The 17,440-nt window shown below is 42.4% G+C and carries 12 protein-coding genes; 6 read left to right on the plus strand and 6 right to left on the minus strand.

Annotated elements, in window-relative coordinates:
• Positions 1 to 117: 117 nt before the first annotated feature.
• From IEY40_RS06490 to IEY40_RS06500, 3 genes are read right to left on the minus strand one after another with little or no spacing between them, the layout of a single operon-like run.
• Positions 118 to 1,446 (minus strand): ATP-binding protein, encoded by a 1,329-nt coding sequence (locus IEY40_RS06490; RefSeq protein WP_188954446.1) that lies wholly within the window; start codon positions 1,444 to 1,446, stop codon positions 118 to 120.
• The gene (locus IEY40_RS06495) at positions 1,439 to 2,122 is read right to left on the minus strand and encodes a response regulator transcription factor (RefSeq protein ID WP_188954448.1); all 684 of its coding nucleotides are present in this window, start codon (positions 2,120 to 2,122) and stop codon (positions 1,439 to 1,441) included. Before IEY40_RS06495 ends, IEY40_RS06490 begins: the two co-directional genes overlap by 8 nt.
• Positions 2,123 to 2,125: 3 nt before the next feature.
• Positions 2,126 to 2,467 carry a PepSY domain-containing protein gene (locus IEY40_RS06500; RefSeq protein WP_229777021.1) on the minus strand — a complete coding sequence of 114 codons (342 nt, stop codon included), beginning with the start codon at positions 2,465 to 2,467 and terminating at the stop codon, positions 2,126 to 2,128.
• 252 nt (positions 2,468 to 2,719) lie between these two features.
• On the opposite strand from IEY40_RS06500, the gene IEY40_RS06505 reads away from it, so the two are divergent.
• Both IEY40_RS06505 and IEY40_RS06510 read left to right on the plus strand, forming a co-directional pair.
• Positions 2,720 to 3,595 (plus strand): choice-of-anchor H family protein, encoded by an 876-nt coding sequence (locus IEY40_RS06505; RefSeq protein WP_188954450.1) that lies wholly within the window; start codon positions 2,720 to 2,722, stop codon positions 3,593 to 3,595.
• A 158-nt stretch (positions 3,596 to 3,753) separates the two neighbouring features.
• Positions 3,754 to 4,431: a YiaD family glycine zipper/OmpA-like lipoprotein gene (locus IEY40_RS06510; RefSeq protein WP_188954452.1), complete on the plus strand. Its 678-nt coding sequence runs from the start codon at positions 3,754 to 3,756 to the stop codon at positions 4,429 to 4,431.
• Between the two features lie 104 nt (positions 4,432 to 4,535).
• On the opposite strand, the gene IEY40_RS06515 is transcribed toward IEY40_RS06510, so the two are convergent.
• Positions 4,536 to 5,255: a hypothetical protein gene (locus IEY40_RS06515; protein WP_188954454.1), complete on the minus strand. Its 720-nt coding sequence runs from the start codon at positions 5,253 to 5,255 to the stop codon at positions 4,536 to 4,538.
• 49 nt (positions 5,256 to 5,304) lie between these two features.
• Entirely contained in the window at positions 5,305 to 6,645 is a 1,341-nt protein-coding gene (gene xseA, locus IEY40_RS06520; RefSeq protein ID WP_188954456.1) for an exodeoxyribonuclease VII large subunit, read from the minus strand.
• Between the two features lie 118 nt (positions 6,646 to 6,763).
• Here xseA and guaB point away from each other — a divergent pair, with 118 nt between their 5' ends.
• From guaB to tadA, 3 genes are all read left to right on the plus strand, one after another.
• Positions 6,764 to 8,230, plus strand: a complete 1,467-nt coding sequence (gene guaB / locus IEY40_RS06525; protein ID WP_188954458.1) for an IMP dehydrogenase — start codon at positions 6,764 to 6,766, stop codon at positions 8,228 to 8,230.
• 92 nt (positions 8,231 to 8,322) lie between these two features.
• Positions 8,323 to 9,900, plus strand: coding sequence for a glutamine-hydrolyzing GMP synthase (gene guaA, locus IEY40_RS06530; protein WP_188954460.1), 1,578 nt, complete (start codon positions 8,323 to 8,325; stop codon positions 9,898 to 9,900).
• A 206-nt stretch (positions 9,901 to 10,106) separates the two neighbouring features.
• Positions 10,107 to 10,634 carry a tRNA adenosine(34) deaminase TadA gene (gene tadA / locus IEY40_RS06535; protein ID WP_428848148.1) on the plus strand — a complete coding sequence of 176 codons (528 nt, stop codon included), beginning with the start codon at positions 10,107 to 10,109 and terminating at the stop codon, positions 10,632 to 10,634.
• A gap of 248 nt (positions 10,635 to 10,882) precedes the next feature.
• Here tadA and mltF read toward each other — a convergent pair whose 3' ends face one another.
• Positions 10,883 to 12,319: a membrane-bound lytic murein transglycosylase MltF gene (mltF, locus tag IEY40_RS06540; protein ID WP_188954462.1), complete on the minus strand. Its 1,437-nt coding sequence runs from the start codon at positions 12,317 to 12,319 to the stop codon at positions 10,883 to 10,885.
• 349 nt (positions 12,320 to 12,668) lie between these two features.
• Here mltF and purL point away from each other — a divergent pair, with 349 nt between their 5' ends.
• The gene (gene purL, locus IEY40_RS06545; RefSeq protein ID WP_188954464.1) at positions 12,669 to 16,550 is read left to right on the plus strand and encodes a phosphoribosylformylglycinamidine synthase; all 3,882 of its coding nucleotides are present in this window, start codon (positions 12,669 to 12,671) and stop codon (positions 16,548 to 16,550) included.
• Positions 16,551 to 17,440: the final 890 nt, after the last annotated feature.

A 17,440-nucleotide genomic window follows, 5' to 3' on the forward strand; every position in this document is an offset into this window, starting at 1 on the left:
TATTTTTTGGATATTTATTTGGGGGATTGAGCCTCAGTCAATTAAGCTTCAGGTTAATGCTCAGCGATTAATGATAAGTGATACAGAGTAAATGTGCTGCTGCGAATGAATAATGTATTAATGAGTAAACTCGAACTCAAATTTGGCACCGCCTAAAGACTTAGACTGAGCAACCGTTAATGTGCCGTGATAGCTGTCGACAAGATCGCGTACAATGGCTAGGCCGATACCGTGGCCCTGTTCATATGTGTCGGCGCGTATACCCCGTTCAAATATTTGTTGTTGCTTGTCTTTAGGCACACCAGCGCCGTCATCTTCAATAATGATCTGTAAACTGTTAGCTAACTGCTTAACACTTATTAACACATGGCTATTGGCTGCTTTACAGGCATTGTCTAATACGTTTCCGAGCATTTCGGTTAAGTCAGACTCGTCGCCTTTAAAACGAGCTTCAGTATCACCTTGATAATCAATCTTCAGCGCTTGCTGTTGGTATATTTTGCCTAAGGTTCGCACCAAGCGTGCGGCGATATCATCAACACTAACACCAAGATGCCAACCCGTGCCTGCAGCACTTTGCGCACGCTTTAACTGATATGCCACTATTTGATTAATACGATTAATTTGCTCTAACGATGCCTCATTTAAATTTGCCTGCGTTTGCATTACAGCTAATGGCGTTTTTAAGCTATGCGCTAAATCGGCAAGGGCGTTACGGTAACGTTTTCGCTGATTTTGTTCTGTTTGCAGTAAGGTATTGAGCTGTTTGGCCACCTTTTGTAGCTCTATGGGGTATTGGGTGCTTAGCTGCATCGATTTACCTTGCTCTACAGCGCTGAGCTCTTGGCTGAATTGACCTAAAGGTTTGAGGGTCCATAACAACCAACTCAACTGTACGCTTAATAACAGGGCCATTAATATCAATAACCAAGTCCATAATGTTTTTGAAAACTGGCTAATTTGTTGTTGGTATTCTTGTTGGTTTTTAATAATGTGCAGCGTCATGGTAAACGGTTGTTCGCTGGTGGCAAAACTGACACTGAAGCTGTAGATCAATTGTGGTTTGTCGTTAATTAAAATACTTCCGTAACTGTTTCGACCCGTTACAGGTTTCGGTAAGTTAATTGGAGTGTTTAAGCCTAAAAACGAATTTGAGGTCCACAGTAATTGATTATCTTTGGTGGTAATTAATGCATACAGCCCAGAACCAATGACATTAAATTGATTTTCGAGCAGGTGCTCAGGCATGAGTAGCTCATCGTTTTCCACTTCGGCCATGGCTAACACGGAATAAACGTAAGCTTTTAATTGGTTTTTTGCCGCAGCATTAATTTGAGTTTCAAAGGCGTTGTTAACCGTAATGCCAATAATGGGCAGTAATACTAAAATAAGCAGTAATGCACTAACGACAATGCGAACTTTAAGTGAGCCCAATAACTTATTCATGTTGCCCTAATTGGCGTAAACGATAACCTTGGCCGCGCAATGTTTCGATGAGTTGGTATTGATTGTCTGGGTCGAGCTTTTTACGTAAGCGACGAATAAACACTTCGATAACGTTAGAGTCGAGATCAAAATCTTGATCGTAAATATGTTCAATTAAGCTGCTTTTAGAATGTACCGAGCCAGGATGAAGCATTAGATATTCAAATAGCTTGTATTCTGAACCACTTAAATTCACCACTTGCTGATGCATTTTTATCTCAAGGCTGCGGGTATTAATACTAAAAGGCCCATTTTGAATCACAGGGCTAGCTTTGCCTGCCGAGCGGCGTATCAATGCATTGATACGTGCGACTAATTCTTCAAGCTGAAATGGTTTACTTAAATAATCATCTGCACCTGCATCTAGGCCAATGACTTTGTCTTGCCAGCTGTCTCGCGCGGTTAAAATGATAATGGGGTAACTGATATTTTGTTCGCGCAGCTGGCTAATGAGCGACAGTCCATCGAGTTTTGGTAACCCAACATCAATAATTGCTACATCGTATTGGTATTCTTGGGCCTGGAATAATCCTTCTTCACCATCAGAGGCGACATCAACAGTATATTGAGCATCAATAAGATGTTGTTTGATATTAGCTTGCAGAGCTAAGTCATCTTCGACCAGTAATAATCTCATGAGTTAGTTCCTTGATACTGAGCCATTAGTTGCGTCTACAGACACATAAAAGATGACGCCATCATTGGTGAGTAATTTCACGCGATACCCAGGACGACCATTTACACTGCTAGATTGTACTTTCAACACTTTGCCAGAGTAACTACGCTTAGCAATTTGTATGGCTTGCTGTGCACTCGTTACAACCAAATTATTGCTTTGGCGATTATCTTTAGGACCAGGCATAAGCTCAAAGGGAGTTGCAGAACTTAATGATAAAACAAGCGGAGCACCAGCAAAGCTGGGTGATGAAATCACTAACATTAAGCCTAAAAGAATGGCCTTGAGCTTGAACATACGCTGCATAGTGTTAATCCTATTTACCTCATTGTTCTTAGTGTAAAAGATCCTTTTATATATAGAAACATCTACTTAAAAAATTGCGCTAGCAGTTGATGTTAATACGTGTTCTTGGGCAAGTATAGCGAGATCCAGATGAACACTAACTGAATGGCATTGAGGATATCTAGATGACGATAACTATTTGCTAATGTTCAGCTTGTGTTCATTTTGAGTGGGTTTTAATGACCGCAACATTTAAGGTCGTGAGGAATCACCATGAACCAACAATTAAATAACATAAACAACACAGCATCATCGTTTAACGCGGTTAAATTGGGATTAAGCTTATGTGTTGCATGTGCCTTAGGCTTAAGTTCTGCCAGCGTATACAGTGCTGAAGAAATAGCGAGCCAAGTCAATGGTGCTGTAAGCCAAGCGAGACAACTTGATGCGCCTGCCAGTGATGACAATGATGCAGAACTTCGAGTAGCTCAATTACATCAACAAGCAACATTATTACCGGGTAATGCTCAAACTAGCCTAAAAGTTACGCGTGAACAACGCATGGCTGTGCATCAAAAAAGCGCAGCGACCAAAGCTAGCCAGCAACAACGTGCCTTGGCTCAGCAAAATCAAGTGGTTTATTACGACTTTTCATTTTATGACGCACAAACAAGGTTATTTGAAGATTTCGATTACGACGGTTTTTATCAAACCTTTAGCGTGACCTTTGACGCAGACATCAACAGCAGTGGTGGCGATGTTCAAGCCGATGTATTTGCTGAATTATATTTAAGCCAAAATGGTGGTCCGTGGATCCATTATTACTCGACCGACGTATTTACCCTTAATGCTGATTCAAGCTTTGATGATTATGAAGTCCTAACAACGTTGGCTAATGGTTATCAGACTGATCATTATGACGTATTAATTGATCTATATGAGCTCGGTTATGCCGATCCTGTGGCCACAATTAGCAGCGACGACATTGATTCATTGTATGCCCTACCACTTGAAAGTAGTGATCGAGATGCCGTGTATGTCGAAGAGGTATATATCGAAGAAGTTCATGCTGGAGTACTTTCTTGGTTTAGTTTTAGCTTGCTTGGCGCTTTTGCCTGGATCCGTCGCAGTTTTATGAACAAAAAATAACGTAATGATTGGTTGTACATCAGGTAGACTTGCGTTTTTTGATGCCCTCATTTTTTGTTTTCTTCAAGAATATTTAACATCAAGAATACGTCGTAAACCGAGCTTGGGATAATCTGTTATCTCATCATTTATCCGGGCTAAGGTCTCTAGGAGAGAGTATGTTAATTAAGTTAAAAACATCGTTGTTGTGCAGTTCTTTAGTGGGGACGGCGCTGTTGTTGTCAGGTTGTCAATTACCTAATCCTTATACTGGTGAATCTGAAAATGCTAAAGCAACCAATGGCGCAATTATTGGTGCCATTGGCGGCGCTGCAATTGGTGTGGCCTCAGCAAGCAAAAAAGATCGCGGTAAAGGTGCACTGATTGGCGCAGCATCTGGTGCTGCTGTAGGCGGTGGTATTGGCTACTACATGGACGTGCAGGAAGCTAAATTGCGTAAGCAGTTACAGTCTACTGGCGTAAGTGTGACTCGTAGTGGTGATAACATTATCCTTAACATGCCAAACGAAGTGACATTTGCGGTTGATCAAACGGTATTAAGTGAACGCGCTAAGTCAGTATTAAACAGCGTCGTGTTAGTGGCGAAAGAATATGACGACACTCGCTTAAACGTGATTGGTTATACCGACAGCTCAGGTTCAGACTCATACAACTTACGTTTGTCACAAGTGCGAGCCAGTGAAGTGGCACAATATATCACTAGCCAAAATGTAAATGGTTCACGAGTGTCATCAACCGGTATGGGAGAAGCCAGTCCGATTGCGAGCAACAATAGTGCTGAAGGACGAGCTCAAAACCGTCGTGTTGAGATTGTATTAACACCGATTGGTAAGTAACAGTCTCAAATCGTTGAACGACGACGTAAACTTATTTACGAATTAAATGAAAGCCATCGAAAGATGGCTTTTTTGCTATCTAATAATCACTGAAAATACTGAGGTTAATATTTCTTAAACGTTCCAGGGTAAACCGCATTATAAAGCGATTTAAAGAAAACCAAAGGCATCAAAAATAAGCAGAATAAATAGAGTAAATACCCACGGCTATTAAAATCTCGTATTTTTGATTTCATGTATTTATAACTAAGTAATGTATTTTGATTCAATACAAGTTGATGAATAAGTCCATCTTGATGCCAAATCGATATTTGTGAACCAGGCGTTAATGTTGCGGCAATCTTATTACATGTTGCGGTGGGTAAGTTTGGGGCTAAAAAAATATCAGGATAAATTGAAACCACGACATCATAATACTCGTCAATTCTACCTGACTCCTCATCTTCCACAGTATCTTTATGACATGTTGCTTGATCGATTACTGCAGTGTATTGATGAACTTTACTGATGTCTGTTACCCAATATTTTGATGCAATAAACGTTATCGCAATGATATTGAATAATAAATACAGCACCAGAAAAGCGATACGAAATACTTTGTGGGTTTGAGTAAACTCGATAATGAGTTCTCGATGATCCCAAAAGCCGACATGATTGATATTATCCACGCTACTTTTTTCAACTTTGAGTTGACCATTTTGTTTGCGGCGAGCTATTTCATCACATAATTGCTGATATCTTTCAGGAAATACTTGTTGATTCATCTTATACAGAGCATCTAACAGTTCAACATTTTTGTATTTACGGAAATTAATTTTCTTCAAGCTAGTTCCTTTAGCGTATACATGTTTTTTCTTTACCTTGAATAGCGGATTATTTTACCGATACTTTTGTCACAGTCGAAGTGACACTTCCCTGTTTTAATCGAGTATGAATCACATCACCTTTGGTTAATTGTTCAGCATTTTCGACAACATGTTTATTCGCGCTTGTGATTGAATAGCCTCGGCTCAATGTGGCGAGTGGGCTGACGGTATCGAGCTTATGGGCTGCTTGAGCTACGCGCAATGACGCCTGCTTAAAATAGTCACTGCTGGCGTCGTTAAAACGCTCGGTTAAATACTGTAGACGCTGCTTTTCTAATGTTAAAGTACTAGAGGGAGAGCGTTGTTGTAAACGGTTATGTAATTGCTGGTGGCGCAAGGTTAAGCGGCTAAGTTTATGCTGTAAGGCATTTTCTAAACGCATCTGCATTTCATCAAAGCGTTGCTCAAACTGTTGCAGTTTACGTTGTGGCTCATGACGTTGAAGCTGATGAGTCAGTTGAGTTAAGCGCCCACTTTGTTGTAACTGATAATGCTTCATGCTTTGTTGTAAGCGGGCTCGCAATAATATGAGCTTTTCGGCTTTGTTGCCTTTATCTTTTGATAATAACTCTGCACCTGCTGATGGCGTTGGTGCGCGTACATCGGCAACATAATCGCTGATGGTGGTGTCTATTTCATGGCCGACAGCACTAATAACCGGTAGGGCGCTATTATAAATAGCGTGAGCTAAGTGCTCACTGTTAAAACACCATAAATCTTCTAACGAGCCACCACCACGAGTCAGTAACAATACATCCACTTCAAGGCGTTGGTTTGCGCGGGCAATGGCTTGACAAATTAATTGGCTCGCGGATGCACCTTGCACCTGGGTGGGATAAACAATCACTTCGATAGACGGGTCGCGTCTGGCTAATACATGCAATATGTCCCTAAGTGCTGCGCCAGTGGCCGAAGTAATTACGCCAATGCGTTGAATATTGCTTGGAATAGGACGCTTTGTTTCTGTAGCAAATAAGCCTTCTGCAGCTAATTTAAGCTTTAATGCTTCAAATTCCTGTGCTAACAAGCCGTCACCTGCAGGTAACATTGACTCGAGTAGTAATTGATAGTCGCCACGAGGCTCGTAAACGCTGATAGCGCCTTTAACTAAGACTTGCTGACCATTGATAGGTTTAAAGCGTACCGATTGATTACGGCCTTTAAACATCGCACAGCGAATTTGTGATTGGCTGTCTTTTAACGTGAGATACCAATGGCCAGAACTGGGTGAAGAAAAGTTTGATATTTCACCATTTAACCAGATTTTACCTATTTGACCTTCAAGAATATGCCTCACTTCGCCGTTTAATTGCGAAACGGTGTAAACATTGTTTTTTGTGGCACTCATGAATGTTCTCATTCTAACGGTAATAAATATCTATTTTCCATTTACCAACTGCAATATGCAAGGTATAATCTCGCCGCAATATTTCACCTCAAATCCTACTTACTAGGGAGATGTTGCCATGCTACGTTTACTGAAAGATGCACTAACCTTTGATGATGTGTTGTTGGTTCCTGCCCACTCGACCGTACTCCCTAATACCGCTGTTCTCAAAACACGTTTAACGACTAAAATCGAACTGAATATTCCACTTGTATCTGCTGCTATGGATACAGTGACCGAGTCTCGTCTTGCTATTGCAATGGCGCAGGAAGGTGGTTTAGGTTTTATTCATAAAAATATGAGTATTGAGCAACAAGCCGAAGAAGTTCGCAAAGTTAAAAGCTATGAAGCAGGGATTGTTCAAGACCCTGTTACCGTCACTCCAGCAACAAGTTTAACCGACCTACGTGAATTAACTGAGCGAAATGGCTTTGCTGGTTACCCAGTGGTGAATGATGCACACGAACTTGTGGGTATTATTACCGGCCGTGACGTACGCTTTGTCACAGACTGGAGCAAAACCGTTGCTGACATGATGACGCCAAAAGATCGTCTAGTGACAGTAACTGAAGGCACCAAATTAGATGAAGTGCAAAAGTTAATGCATTCTCATCGCATTGAAAAAGTCTTAGTGGTGGACAATAATTTTAAACTTAAAGGCCTTGTCACTGTAAAAGATTTCGAAAAAGCTGAGCGTAAACCAAACGCCTGTAAAGACGAGTTAGGTCGTTTACGTGTAGGTGCCGCGGTAGGTGCTGGTCCTGGTAACGAAGAGCGTGTTGACGCCCTTGTTAAAGCCGGTGTAGACGTATTATTGATCGACTCATCACATGGTCATTCAGAAGGCGTGTTACAACGCATTCGTGATACTCGCGCTAAATACCCTGACTTACAAATTGTTGGCGGAAACGTTGCAACAGCATCTGGCGCACTTGCGTTAGTTGAAGCGGGTGTCAACGCCGTTAAAGTGGGTATCGGCCCTGGTTCAATCTGTACAACTCGTATTGTAACTGGTGTAGGTGTGCCACAAATTACTGCGGTGTCTGATGCTGCAGAAGCGGTACTAGCGTTAGGTATCCCTGTCATTGCCGATGGTGGTATTCGTTTTTCTGGTGACTTAGCTAAAGCATTAGCCGCAGGTGCTTCATGTATTATGGCGGGTTCTATGTTTGCCGGTACTGAAGAAGCTCCAGGCGAGACAGAACTTTACCAAGGCCGTGCGTATAAATCATACCGTGGTATGGGGTCTCTTGGCGCAATGGGCCAGACTCAAGGTTCATCAGACCGTTACTTCCAAAGCGATAACGCCGCTGACAAGTTAGTGCCTGAAGGTGTTGAAGGTCGCGTACCTTACAAAGGTAAGTTAAAAGAAATCATTCATCAGCACATGGGCGGTTTACGTTCATGTATGGGATTAACCGGTTGTGCCACCATTAAAGATTTAAATGAAAAAGCACAGTTTGTTAGAGTCACTTCAGCTGGAATGGGCGAGTCACATGTACATGACGTGACCATTACCAAAGAAGCACCAAACTATCGTTCATAATTACCGCAAGGGCGACGTTTGTCGCCCTTTTGTTACTCGCATTATGGCCAATGTATTGGCCATGGCATTTAATCAATTTGTAAAGGTTACCCATGATTAATATTCATGATCATAAGATTTTGATCCTCGATTTTGGTTCTCAGTACACTCAACTTATTGCCCGTCGTATTCGTGAGATTGGCGTGTATTGTGAGTTATGGGCTTGGGATGTGAGCGAAGCTCAAATTCGTGAATTTGCACCTAATGGCATCATTTTAGCCGGCGGTCCTGAAAGCGTAACCGCTGATAATTCACCTCGTGCACCTGAATACGTGTTTAATGCAGGCGTGCCTGTTTTAGGCATTTGTTACGGCATGCAAACCATGTCAGAGCAACTTGGCGGTAAAGTGATTCAAGGCGTTGGCGAAGGCGAGTTTGGCTATGCTCAAATTGAGCTTCAAACTACTTCTGCATTGTTCAAAAGCATAGAAGATGCTGTAAGTGCAGATGGCAAGCCATTACTTGATGTATGGATGAGCCACGGTGACAAAGTGTCTGTGATCCCAGAAGGATTTGTTACTGTTGCTAAAACGGCAACCTGTCCGTTTGCCGCAATGGCCAACGAAGAGAAGCGTTTTTACGGTGTGCAGTTTCACCCAGAAGTGACACACACTCGCCAAGGCCAGCGCATGCTTGAACATTTTGCGTTAGAGATTTGTGCTTGTGAGGCAAACTGGAAACCATCATCGATTATTGAAGATGCTATTGAGCGTTTAAAGCAACAAATTGGCGATGACGAAGTGATTCTTGGTTTGTCTGGCGGTGTTGATTCATCGGTTGTGGCGATGTTATTGCATCGTGCAATTGGCGATAAACTAACGTGTGTATTTGTTGATAACGGCTTATTGCGTTTAAACGAAGCAGAACAAGTGCTAGAAATGTTTGGCGATCACTTTGGGCTCAATATTGTCCACGTTGATGCAGAAAACCGCTTCTTAGATGCGATGGCTGGCGAAGCAGATCCAGAAGCTAAGCGTAAAATCATTGGTCGTGTATTTGTTGAAATCTTCGACGAAGAATCAAAAAAATGTGCTAATGCTAAATGGTTAGCTCAAGGCACTATTTATCCAGACGTTATTGAGTCTGCTGGTAGCGCTACTGGTAAAGCACATGTTATTAAGTCGCACCACAATGTTGGCGGTCTACCTGCTGATATGAAAATGGGCTTAGTTGAGCCACTACGTGAATTATTTAAAGACGAAGTCCGTAAGATTGGCTTAGAACTAGGCCTGCCTTACAACATGCTTTATCGTCATCCGTTCCCAGGGCCAGGTCTTGGTGTTCGTGTACTTGGCGAAGTGAAAAAAGAGTACTGCGACTTGCTACGCCGTGCTGATGCTATTTTCATTGAAGAGCTGCATAAAGCTGATTTATACAATAAAGTCAGCCAAGCATTTACGGTGTTTTTACCAGTACGCTCGGTTGGCGTAATGGGTGATGGCCGAAAATATGATTGGGTTGTGTCATTACGTGCTGTAGAAACTATCGATTTTATGACAGCACATTGGGCCCATTTGCCATACGACTTCTTAGGTCGTGTTTCAAACCGTATTATCAATGAAATTGATGGTATATCTCGTGTGGTTTACGATATTTCAGGTAAACCACCTGCCACTATCGAATGGGAATAACCCAACAGGGTTAATCTTGTATAGAGGGTAAATAAAAAAGACGCTGCGGCGTCTTTTTTATTTGTTAGAATAGTCAAGTAGATCCCATGACTTAGGCTAATAGCGTGACAGATATTCCCAAGGCAGATTGTGCTGCTCAACTTGATGATCCCAATCTAGCTTCTAATACTGCTCCCAGTGCAACTTCAAATGCTAACCTAAATGCTATCGATACACCTGTGAGTGAAGCTCAGCAAGTTATTGACAGGCAATGGATGCGTTTGGCTATGCAGCTAGCTGAGCAAGCAGAGTTAAACGGTGAAGTGCCTGTGGGTGCAGTATTAGTTAAAGATGATGTCATGATTGCCAGTGGTTTTAATTTAAGCATTATAAATAACGACCCCACCGCCCACGCCGAAATGGAATGTATCAGGCAGGCAGGTAAAGTGCTCAACAACTATCGAATGTTAGACACTACTTTGTACGTCACGCTCGAACCTTGTGCTATGTGTGCGGGTGCAATGGTGCACGGGCGCATTAAGCGCGTGGTTTATGGCGCAGATGATTTAAAAACCGGTGCAGCAGGTAGTGTGATTGATTTACTGCAACATCCTGCGTTTAATCATCAATTAGAGGTGAGGGCGGGAGTGTTAGCAGACGAGTGTGCAGAACAGTTAAGCGCATTTTTTAAGCGTAGGCGAGCCGAAAAAAAAGCCCTCAAACTGTTAGCCAAGAAGCAACAGGTTGAAGGCTAATTTATACTTGCGTTTATAAACCGATTAACTTTCTGTTTGAACTAATAAGAAATGTGCGCGTTGGCGGTTTTGAATACGGGTTTTATGTACTTTAAGCATGACACGACGGCGTGACATGGTGTTGCTTATCGCTCTTCTTCTCATACCGATACCCTTTAAATCATGTTGCTGAATTAAATTGCTAACAACGCAGTAAGTTAGCGTTGTTGATAAGCCATAGTATTTTTTCGCACTTAACAATGCAATGTTTATGGTTGTTGGGCCGACACATTAGTATTGATTTTTACTTCTTCGGCAATGACTTCCATACTGTCGCTTTCGTCGATAACTTCCATCTGTTTGGTTTGATTATCAACCCACACTAAGGTGTCATAGTAACGGCGAATACTGTCAACATAATGAACAGCTTCACTGCCTCTGGCATAGCCATAACGGGTTTGCTTGTAATACTTTGACTGCTGTAACAGTGGCAAAACCTTTTTAACGTCTCGCCATGCATTTGGATCTTTGCCCATAGACTCGGTTAAGCGACGAGCATCTTCAACATGGCCTAGTCCGATATTGTAAGCTGCTAATGCAAACCAGATCCTTTGTGATTCAGAAATAGAATCGGGTAAACGTTCCATCATATCTTTTAAATAAAATGCGCCACCACGAATACTTTGTTCAGCATCTAAGCGATTTTCGACGCCAACATAAGTTGCAGTAGGGCGGGTGAGCATCATCATCCCACGGACACCGGTTCGCGAACGAGCTGTCGGATTCCAATGTGATTCCTGATAGCTCGCTGCAGCCAATTTACGCCAATCTAATTCTCCAGCGTGTTCTTCGAACATGCTGCGATACTCTGGCAAAATATTGTCAATGGCACGAATAAAGGCACGAGTATCAACATAATCAAAACGTTTTACGTGGCCAAAATATTTTTCGTTAAGGTGTTCTAAAGTGCCGGCACGTTTTTCTTTGTGCCAAAAAGCTAACAGCTGGCTCATTAAACGGTCGCTGTCTTTGGGCGGTAATAACCAAACGACTTCGAGTTTTTCTTCCAGAATCATTCCTGCGCGTAATTCAGGTAAAAAGCGTTGGTTGATTAATAAGCTATTTGAGTCTGAAATGGTGTAGTTCAATTCGCCTTTGGCAACCAGTGCAAATAGTTCTTCATTGTCTTTGTCATTAACCTGGTTCCACATTAATTCAGGGTGATCTTTTTGTAATTGCGTTAAGGTATTTACCGAAGATGAGTTTGCCATAACCGTAATTTCACCAGACAAGGTGCCGATGTCTTTAGGCTCAGGTGTGCCTTCTTTGTAAACCAGTACTTGATTAACTTTGTATAAGGTGGGACCAAGTTTAAATTGTTTACTCCGATTGGGTGTTTTAGCAATCCCAGCTGCAATGATGTCAATATCATTATCTTTTAACGCTTTAAACAGTGCCTTACGATCAGTAAAAGGGATCATTTCTAACGGCACGGCTAAATAATCAGCAAAACGTTGCGCCATTTCAAAGTCGAAGCCGGTTTCACCTAGCTCAGAATTGAGATAGATCTGTGGTCCATAAAGCGTACCGACCTTAAGGACAGTACGTTTTTGCGCTGGCGCAGCAATATCGACCTGTTGAATATCAACTGGTTGACAGGCGCTGAGTATGGCGCAGAGTAAAATGATAAATAAGGTTTTGATCATATTTATTAACTGGTTATCTTAAGTTGTTCGTTAACATTCACGAGAGTAATAAGAGAAAAACGAGTGTAAATAGCCTTTAAATATGTAGGGGGATAGCATTTTTTTTGGATTACTTTATCAGGTGTTTTCCTAAACGCCTAGGCTTGTATAAATAAGCAGCATAATTTGGTTGATTTGCACTCAAATGTAAAGTCATTATGGCATTCACTTTAGCATTATTATCGTGGGATATTTTCCCTATCAGGAAACACTGTTTTCACCTGCGCTTGAACGTGATTTGTATGGTGCAATTCCCTATAATAGCGCCAATTCTGACCCTCCTATATAAATTATAAGGTGAATAGACGTGATGGAAATCATTCGCGGAGCCCCTGCACTATCTGCATTTAGAGTTCAAAAACTCATGGAGGCTTGCGAAAACGCATCGCTTCCAGTGTCGCAAATTTATGCCGAATATGTGCATTTAGCCAATTTGACTGAACCACTCGATGATAATGAACGTCTACAATTAGAAACTATTCTCACCTACGGCCCGGCAATTGAGGCGCATGCTCCACAAGGAGCGTTACTGTTTGTCACTCCACGTCCGGGTACTATTTCACCTTGGTCATCTAAAGCAACTGACATCGCCCAAAATTGCGGTTTGAGTAAGGTAAAGCGTTTAGAGCGCGGTATTGCCTATTATGTTGAGTCAGCCACTTTGACGGCTGAACAGCAAAAACAGTTACAAGGCTTATTGCACGACCGTATGGTTGAAGTGATGTTGCCAAGCTTTGATGACGCTCAAGTGCTATTTGCCCGCACAGAACCCGCTAAATTTAATAGCGTAAACATTTTGGCCGAAGGGCGCCGCGCGCTAGAAGTGGCTAACACAAAGTTAGGTTTAGCATTAGCAGATGATGAAATCGACTATTTAGTCGAAAACTTTGTTCGCTTAAATCGTAATCCAAACGACATAGAACTAATGATGTTTGCTCAAGCAAACTCAGAACATTGCCGTCATAAAATTTTCAACGCAGATTGGACAATCGATGGCGAAGTACAGCCTAAATCATTGTTCAAAATGATTAAGAACACTTTTGAAGTGACGCCAGATTTCGTATTGTCAGCATATAAAGATAATGCTGCGGTAATGACGGGTTCGGTTGCTGGGCGTTTCTTCCCAGATCCGGATGGCGTTTACAATTATCACACAGAAGCTATGCACGTGTTGATGAAAGTGGAAACTCACAATCACCCAACGGCAATTAGCCCTTATCCAGGTGCAGCAACAGGTTCTGGTGGTGAAATTCGCGATGAAGGTGCAACCGGTCGAGGTTCTAAACCAAAAGCAGGTTTAAACGGTTTTACCGTGTCTAACCTTAAAATTCCAGGTTTTGTACAACCATGGGAAGGCAATTATGGTAAACCAGATCGTATCGTCACCCCGTTAGAAATCATGCTTGAGGGCCCATTAGGCGGCGCGGCATTTAATAACGAGTTTGGTCGTCCTGCCATTACTGGGTATTTCCGTACCTATGAGCAAGAAGTATCAAGCCATAACGGTGTTGAAGTACGTGGTTACCACAAGCCGATTATGATTGCTGGTGGTTTAGGCAACATCCGTGAAGAGCACGTGCAAAAGGGTGAAATCACCGTTGGCGCTAAACTCATCGTCTTGGGTGGCCCTGCAATGAACATCGGTTTAGGCGGCGGCGCAGCGTCTTCTATGGCATCTGGGCAATCGAGTGAAGATTTAGACTTTGCCTCTGTGCAACGTGAAAATCCAGAAATGGAACGTCGTTGCCAAGAAGTTATTGACCGTTGCTGGCAGCTGGGTGACACCAACCCTATTCAATTTATCCATGATGTAGGAGCCGGTGGTTTATCAAACGCTTTTCCTGAATTGGTGAATGATGGTAATCGTGGTGGCGTGTTCAATTTACGTAACGTGCCATCGGACGAGCCAGGCATGAGCCCACTTGAGATTTGGTGTAACGAATCTCAAGAGCGTTATGTGTTATCAGTAGCCCCAGAAAATCTACAACAGTTTGCCGATATTTGTGCTCGTGAACGTGCACCATTTGCAGTTGTGGGTGAAGCCACAGAAGAGATGCACTTAACACTTGCTGACAGCCACTTCAATAACAAGCCAATCGATTTACCACTTGAAGTGTTATTAGGTAAAGCGCCTAAAATGAGCCGTGATGTTGTTTCGGCTAAAGCAGTATCACCAGCGTTAGATCAAACTAAGATTGAATTGACCGAAGCGGTTAAGCGCGTGTTAACTCTACCAACTGTAGCTGACAAAACCTTCTTAATCACCATTGGCGACCGCTCGGTAACTGGTTTAGTTAACCGCGACCAAATGGTGGGTCCTTGGCAGGTGCCGGTAGCAGATTGCGCAGTCACTGCATCAAGCTATGACAGCTATACTGGCGAAGCGATGTCGATGGGTGAGCGTACTCCGTTAGCGCTACTCGACTTTGACGCTTCTGCGCGTATGGCAGTGGCTGAGTCCATTATGAACATTGCCGGTACAGATATTGGTTCTTTTAAAAGAATTAAATTATCGGCTAACTGGATGTCGCCAGCAGGTCACCCAGGTGAAGATGCCGGTCTTTACGAAGCTGTTAAAGCCATTGGTGAAGACTTATGTCCAGCACTTGGCATTACCATTCCAGTCGGTAAAGACTCAATGTCGATGAAAACTGCATGGGAAGACAACGGTGTTAGCAAAACTGTTACATCGCCTATGTCGTTAGTCATCACCGCCTTTGGTATTGTGCAAGATATTCGTAAAACCGTCACACCAGAGCTTCGCTCTGATAAAGGTGATAGCGCATTACTGATGCTGGACTTGAGTAACGGCAAAAACCGTTTAGGCGGTTCATGTTTAGCGCAGGTTTACAGTGAGCTTGGCGATATAGCACCAACACTGGATAACACCGCTAACCTTGCTGGCTTCTTTGAAGTAATGCAGGAATTAGTATCAAACCAGGCGATTATCGCTTATCACGATCGCAGCGACGGTGGATTATTTACCACTCTGGTTGAAATGGCATTTGCCGGTAACACTGGCTTAAATATCGATTTAGCTGGCTTAAATGGTACTGATCTCGAGCGTTTGTTTAACGAAGAATTAGGTGCTGTTATTCAAGTTAGTGCAGCTCAAGCAAACGACATTGCTGAGCAGTTTGAAGCGAAAGGCGTTACCTGCCATCACATTGGCGGCTTACAAGCTGCTGATAAGATCACCATCACTGATGGCGAACGCGTTATCTTTGCCGACAGCCGTACCGCATTACGGACATTGTGGTCTGAAACCACCTATCGTATGCAAGCGCTGCGTGATAATCCAGAATGCGCTAAGCAAGAGTTTGACCTTAAACAAAAGGCTGATGCACCGGGCTTAACTGTTAAATTAGGCTTTAACCCGAGTGAAGATGTTGCAGCCCCTTATATTCTGAAGGGCGCAGCGCCGAAAATGGCTATTTTACGTGAGCAGGGTGTTAACTCACACATCGAAATGGCCGCAGCATTTGACCGCGCAGGTTTTGAAAGCCGTGACGTACACATGTCTGATATTTTATCAGGTCGTGTCAGCTTAGAAGAATTCCAAGGTCTAGTCGCTTGTGGTGGTTTTTCTTACGGTGACGTACTTGGCGCAGGTGAAGGCTGGGCTAAATCAATATTATTTAACAGTCGTGCACGTGACGAATTCAGCCGTTTCTTTGAGCGTGACTCAAGTATTGCATTAGGTGTGTGTAACGGTTGCCAAATGTTATCTAACTTAAAAGAAATCATTCCTGGTAGTGAGCATTGGCCACACTTTGTCCGTAACCGTTCTGAACGTTTTGAAGCACGCTTTAGTTTGGTTGAAGTACAACAAACACCGTCGATATTCTTCGAAGGTATGGTCGGTTCACGCATGCCAATCGCGGTATCACATGGTGAAGGTTTAGCTGAGTTTGCTAATGCGCAAGCGCTTGCCGCTGCTCAGGCGTCTGGCACTATTGCACTGCGTTATGTTGATGGTCACGGTAACATTGCGACTCAGTACCCAGAAAACCCTAACGGTTCACCAGACGGTTTAACGGGTATTTGTACTACTGACGGTCGTGTCACTATTATGATGCCTCATCCAGAACGTGTATTTAGAACCGTTGCTAACTCATGGCACCCAGATGGTTGGGGCGAAGATAGCCCATGGATGCGTATGTTCCGTAATGCACGAGTTAAGATAGGTTAACTTTGAAGGCCAGCCAATAAACCGGTTGGCTATCAGCAACCGTTTATAAGCTACAGTTCAAACGAAAAATGGCGACTCAATTGAGTCGCCATTTTTATTGGTTTATGGCCAAACAATATGCTCAACAAAAAGCCCCACGGCATTAAGCTGTGGGGCTTTTTGTTGAGCATTATAAATGATTGGCAATATTGGGTTGCGCTAACAAAAACAATCGCTAATTCAATCTACTGCATCATGATTTTAGAGTGAATAGAATGGGTTACTCACTTAACCTGAATGTAGGTTATTTATCTTCTTTAGTGGTAAACATTTCAGAAAAAGCACGTTTATACAAGTTTACAATATTTTCAAATAGTAGCGTCATAACAAGATCTCGGAGCATTAGGGGAGGGTATTAAGACTACGACGCAGTAAATGTGGTTATTCGTGTTCTTAATTGTGCATAAATTATACTGCTGGCGTGAATTTTGCTCAAATGAGAAAAAATGTGATTATGGATTAGTTTTATTGATGAGTAAATTTTTAGTTATCATTTTATTTTTAGTAGAGAATCTCAAGCTGTTGTTAATTAAGGGTTATAATTACACTGGTTTTTTATTTGTTAAAATTTTACTTATCCGTCACAAAAGATAGCAATGTGCGACAGCTTTTTATTAACGTTTGCTTATTTTGAGGCTGAATTTAGCACTTTAGGACCGTAAAGTATGCGTCCCTAGCAATTTGCTTAATATTGTCAATACCTCTACGGGGAGGGTGAGTGTTAATTTAGTAACCTTGGTCGTTTTTGAATCAAAAACGGATTTGTCTAACGTCACAAAAATGACTTTTTCGTGCTGTGTAGCACAAGTGTTAAATTTGTAAGGTTATGAATTTTAAGCCTAAATAAATAT

Source organism: Shewanella ulleungensis, from assembly GCF_014648315.1.
Classification (GTDB): Bacteria; Pseudomonadota; Gammaproteobacteria; order Enterobacterales; family Shewanellaceae; genus Shewanella; species Shewanella ulleungensis.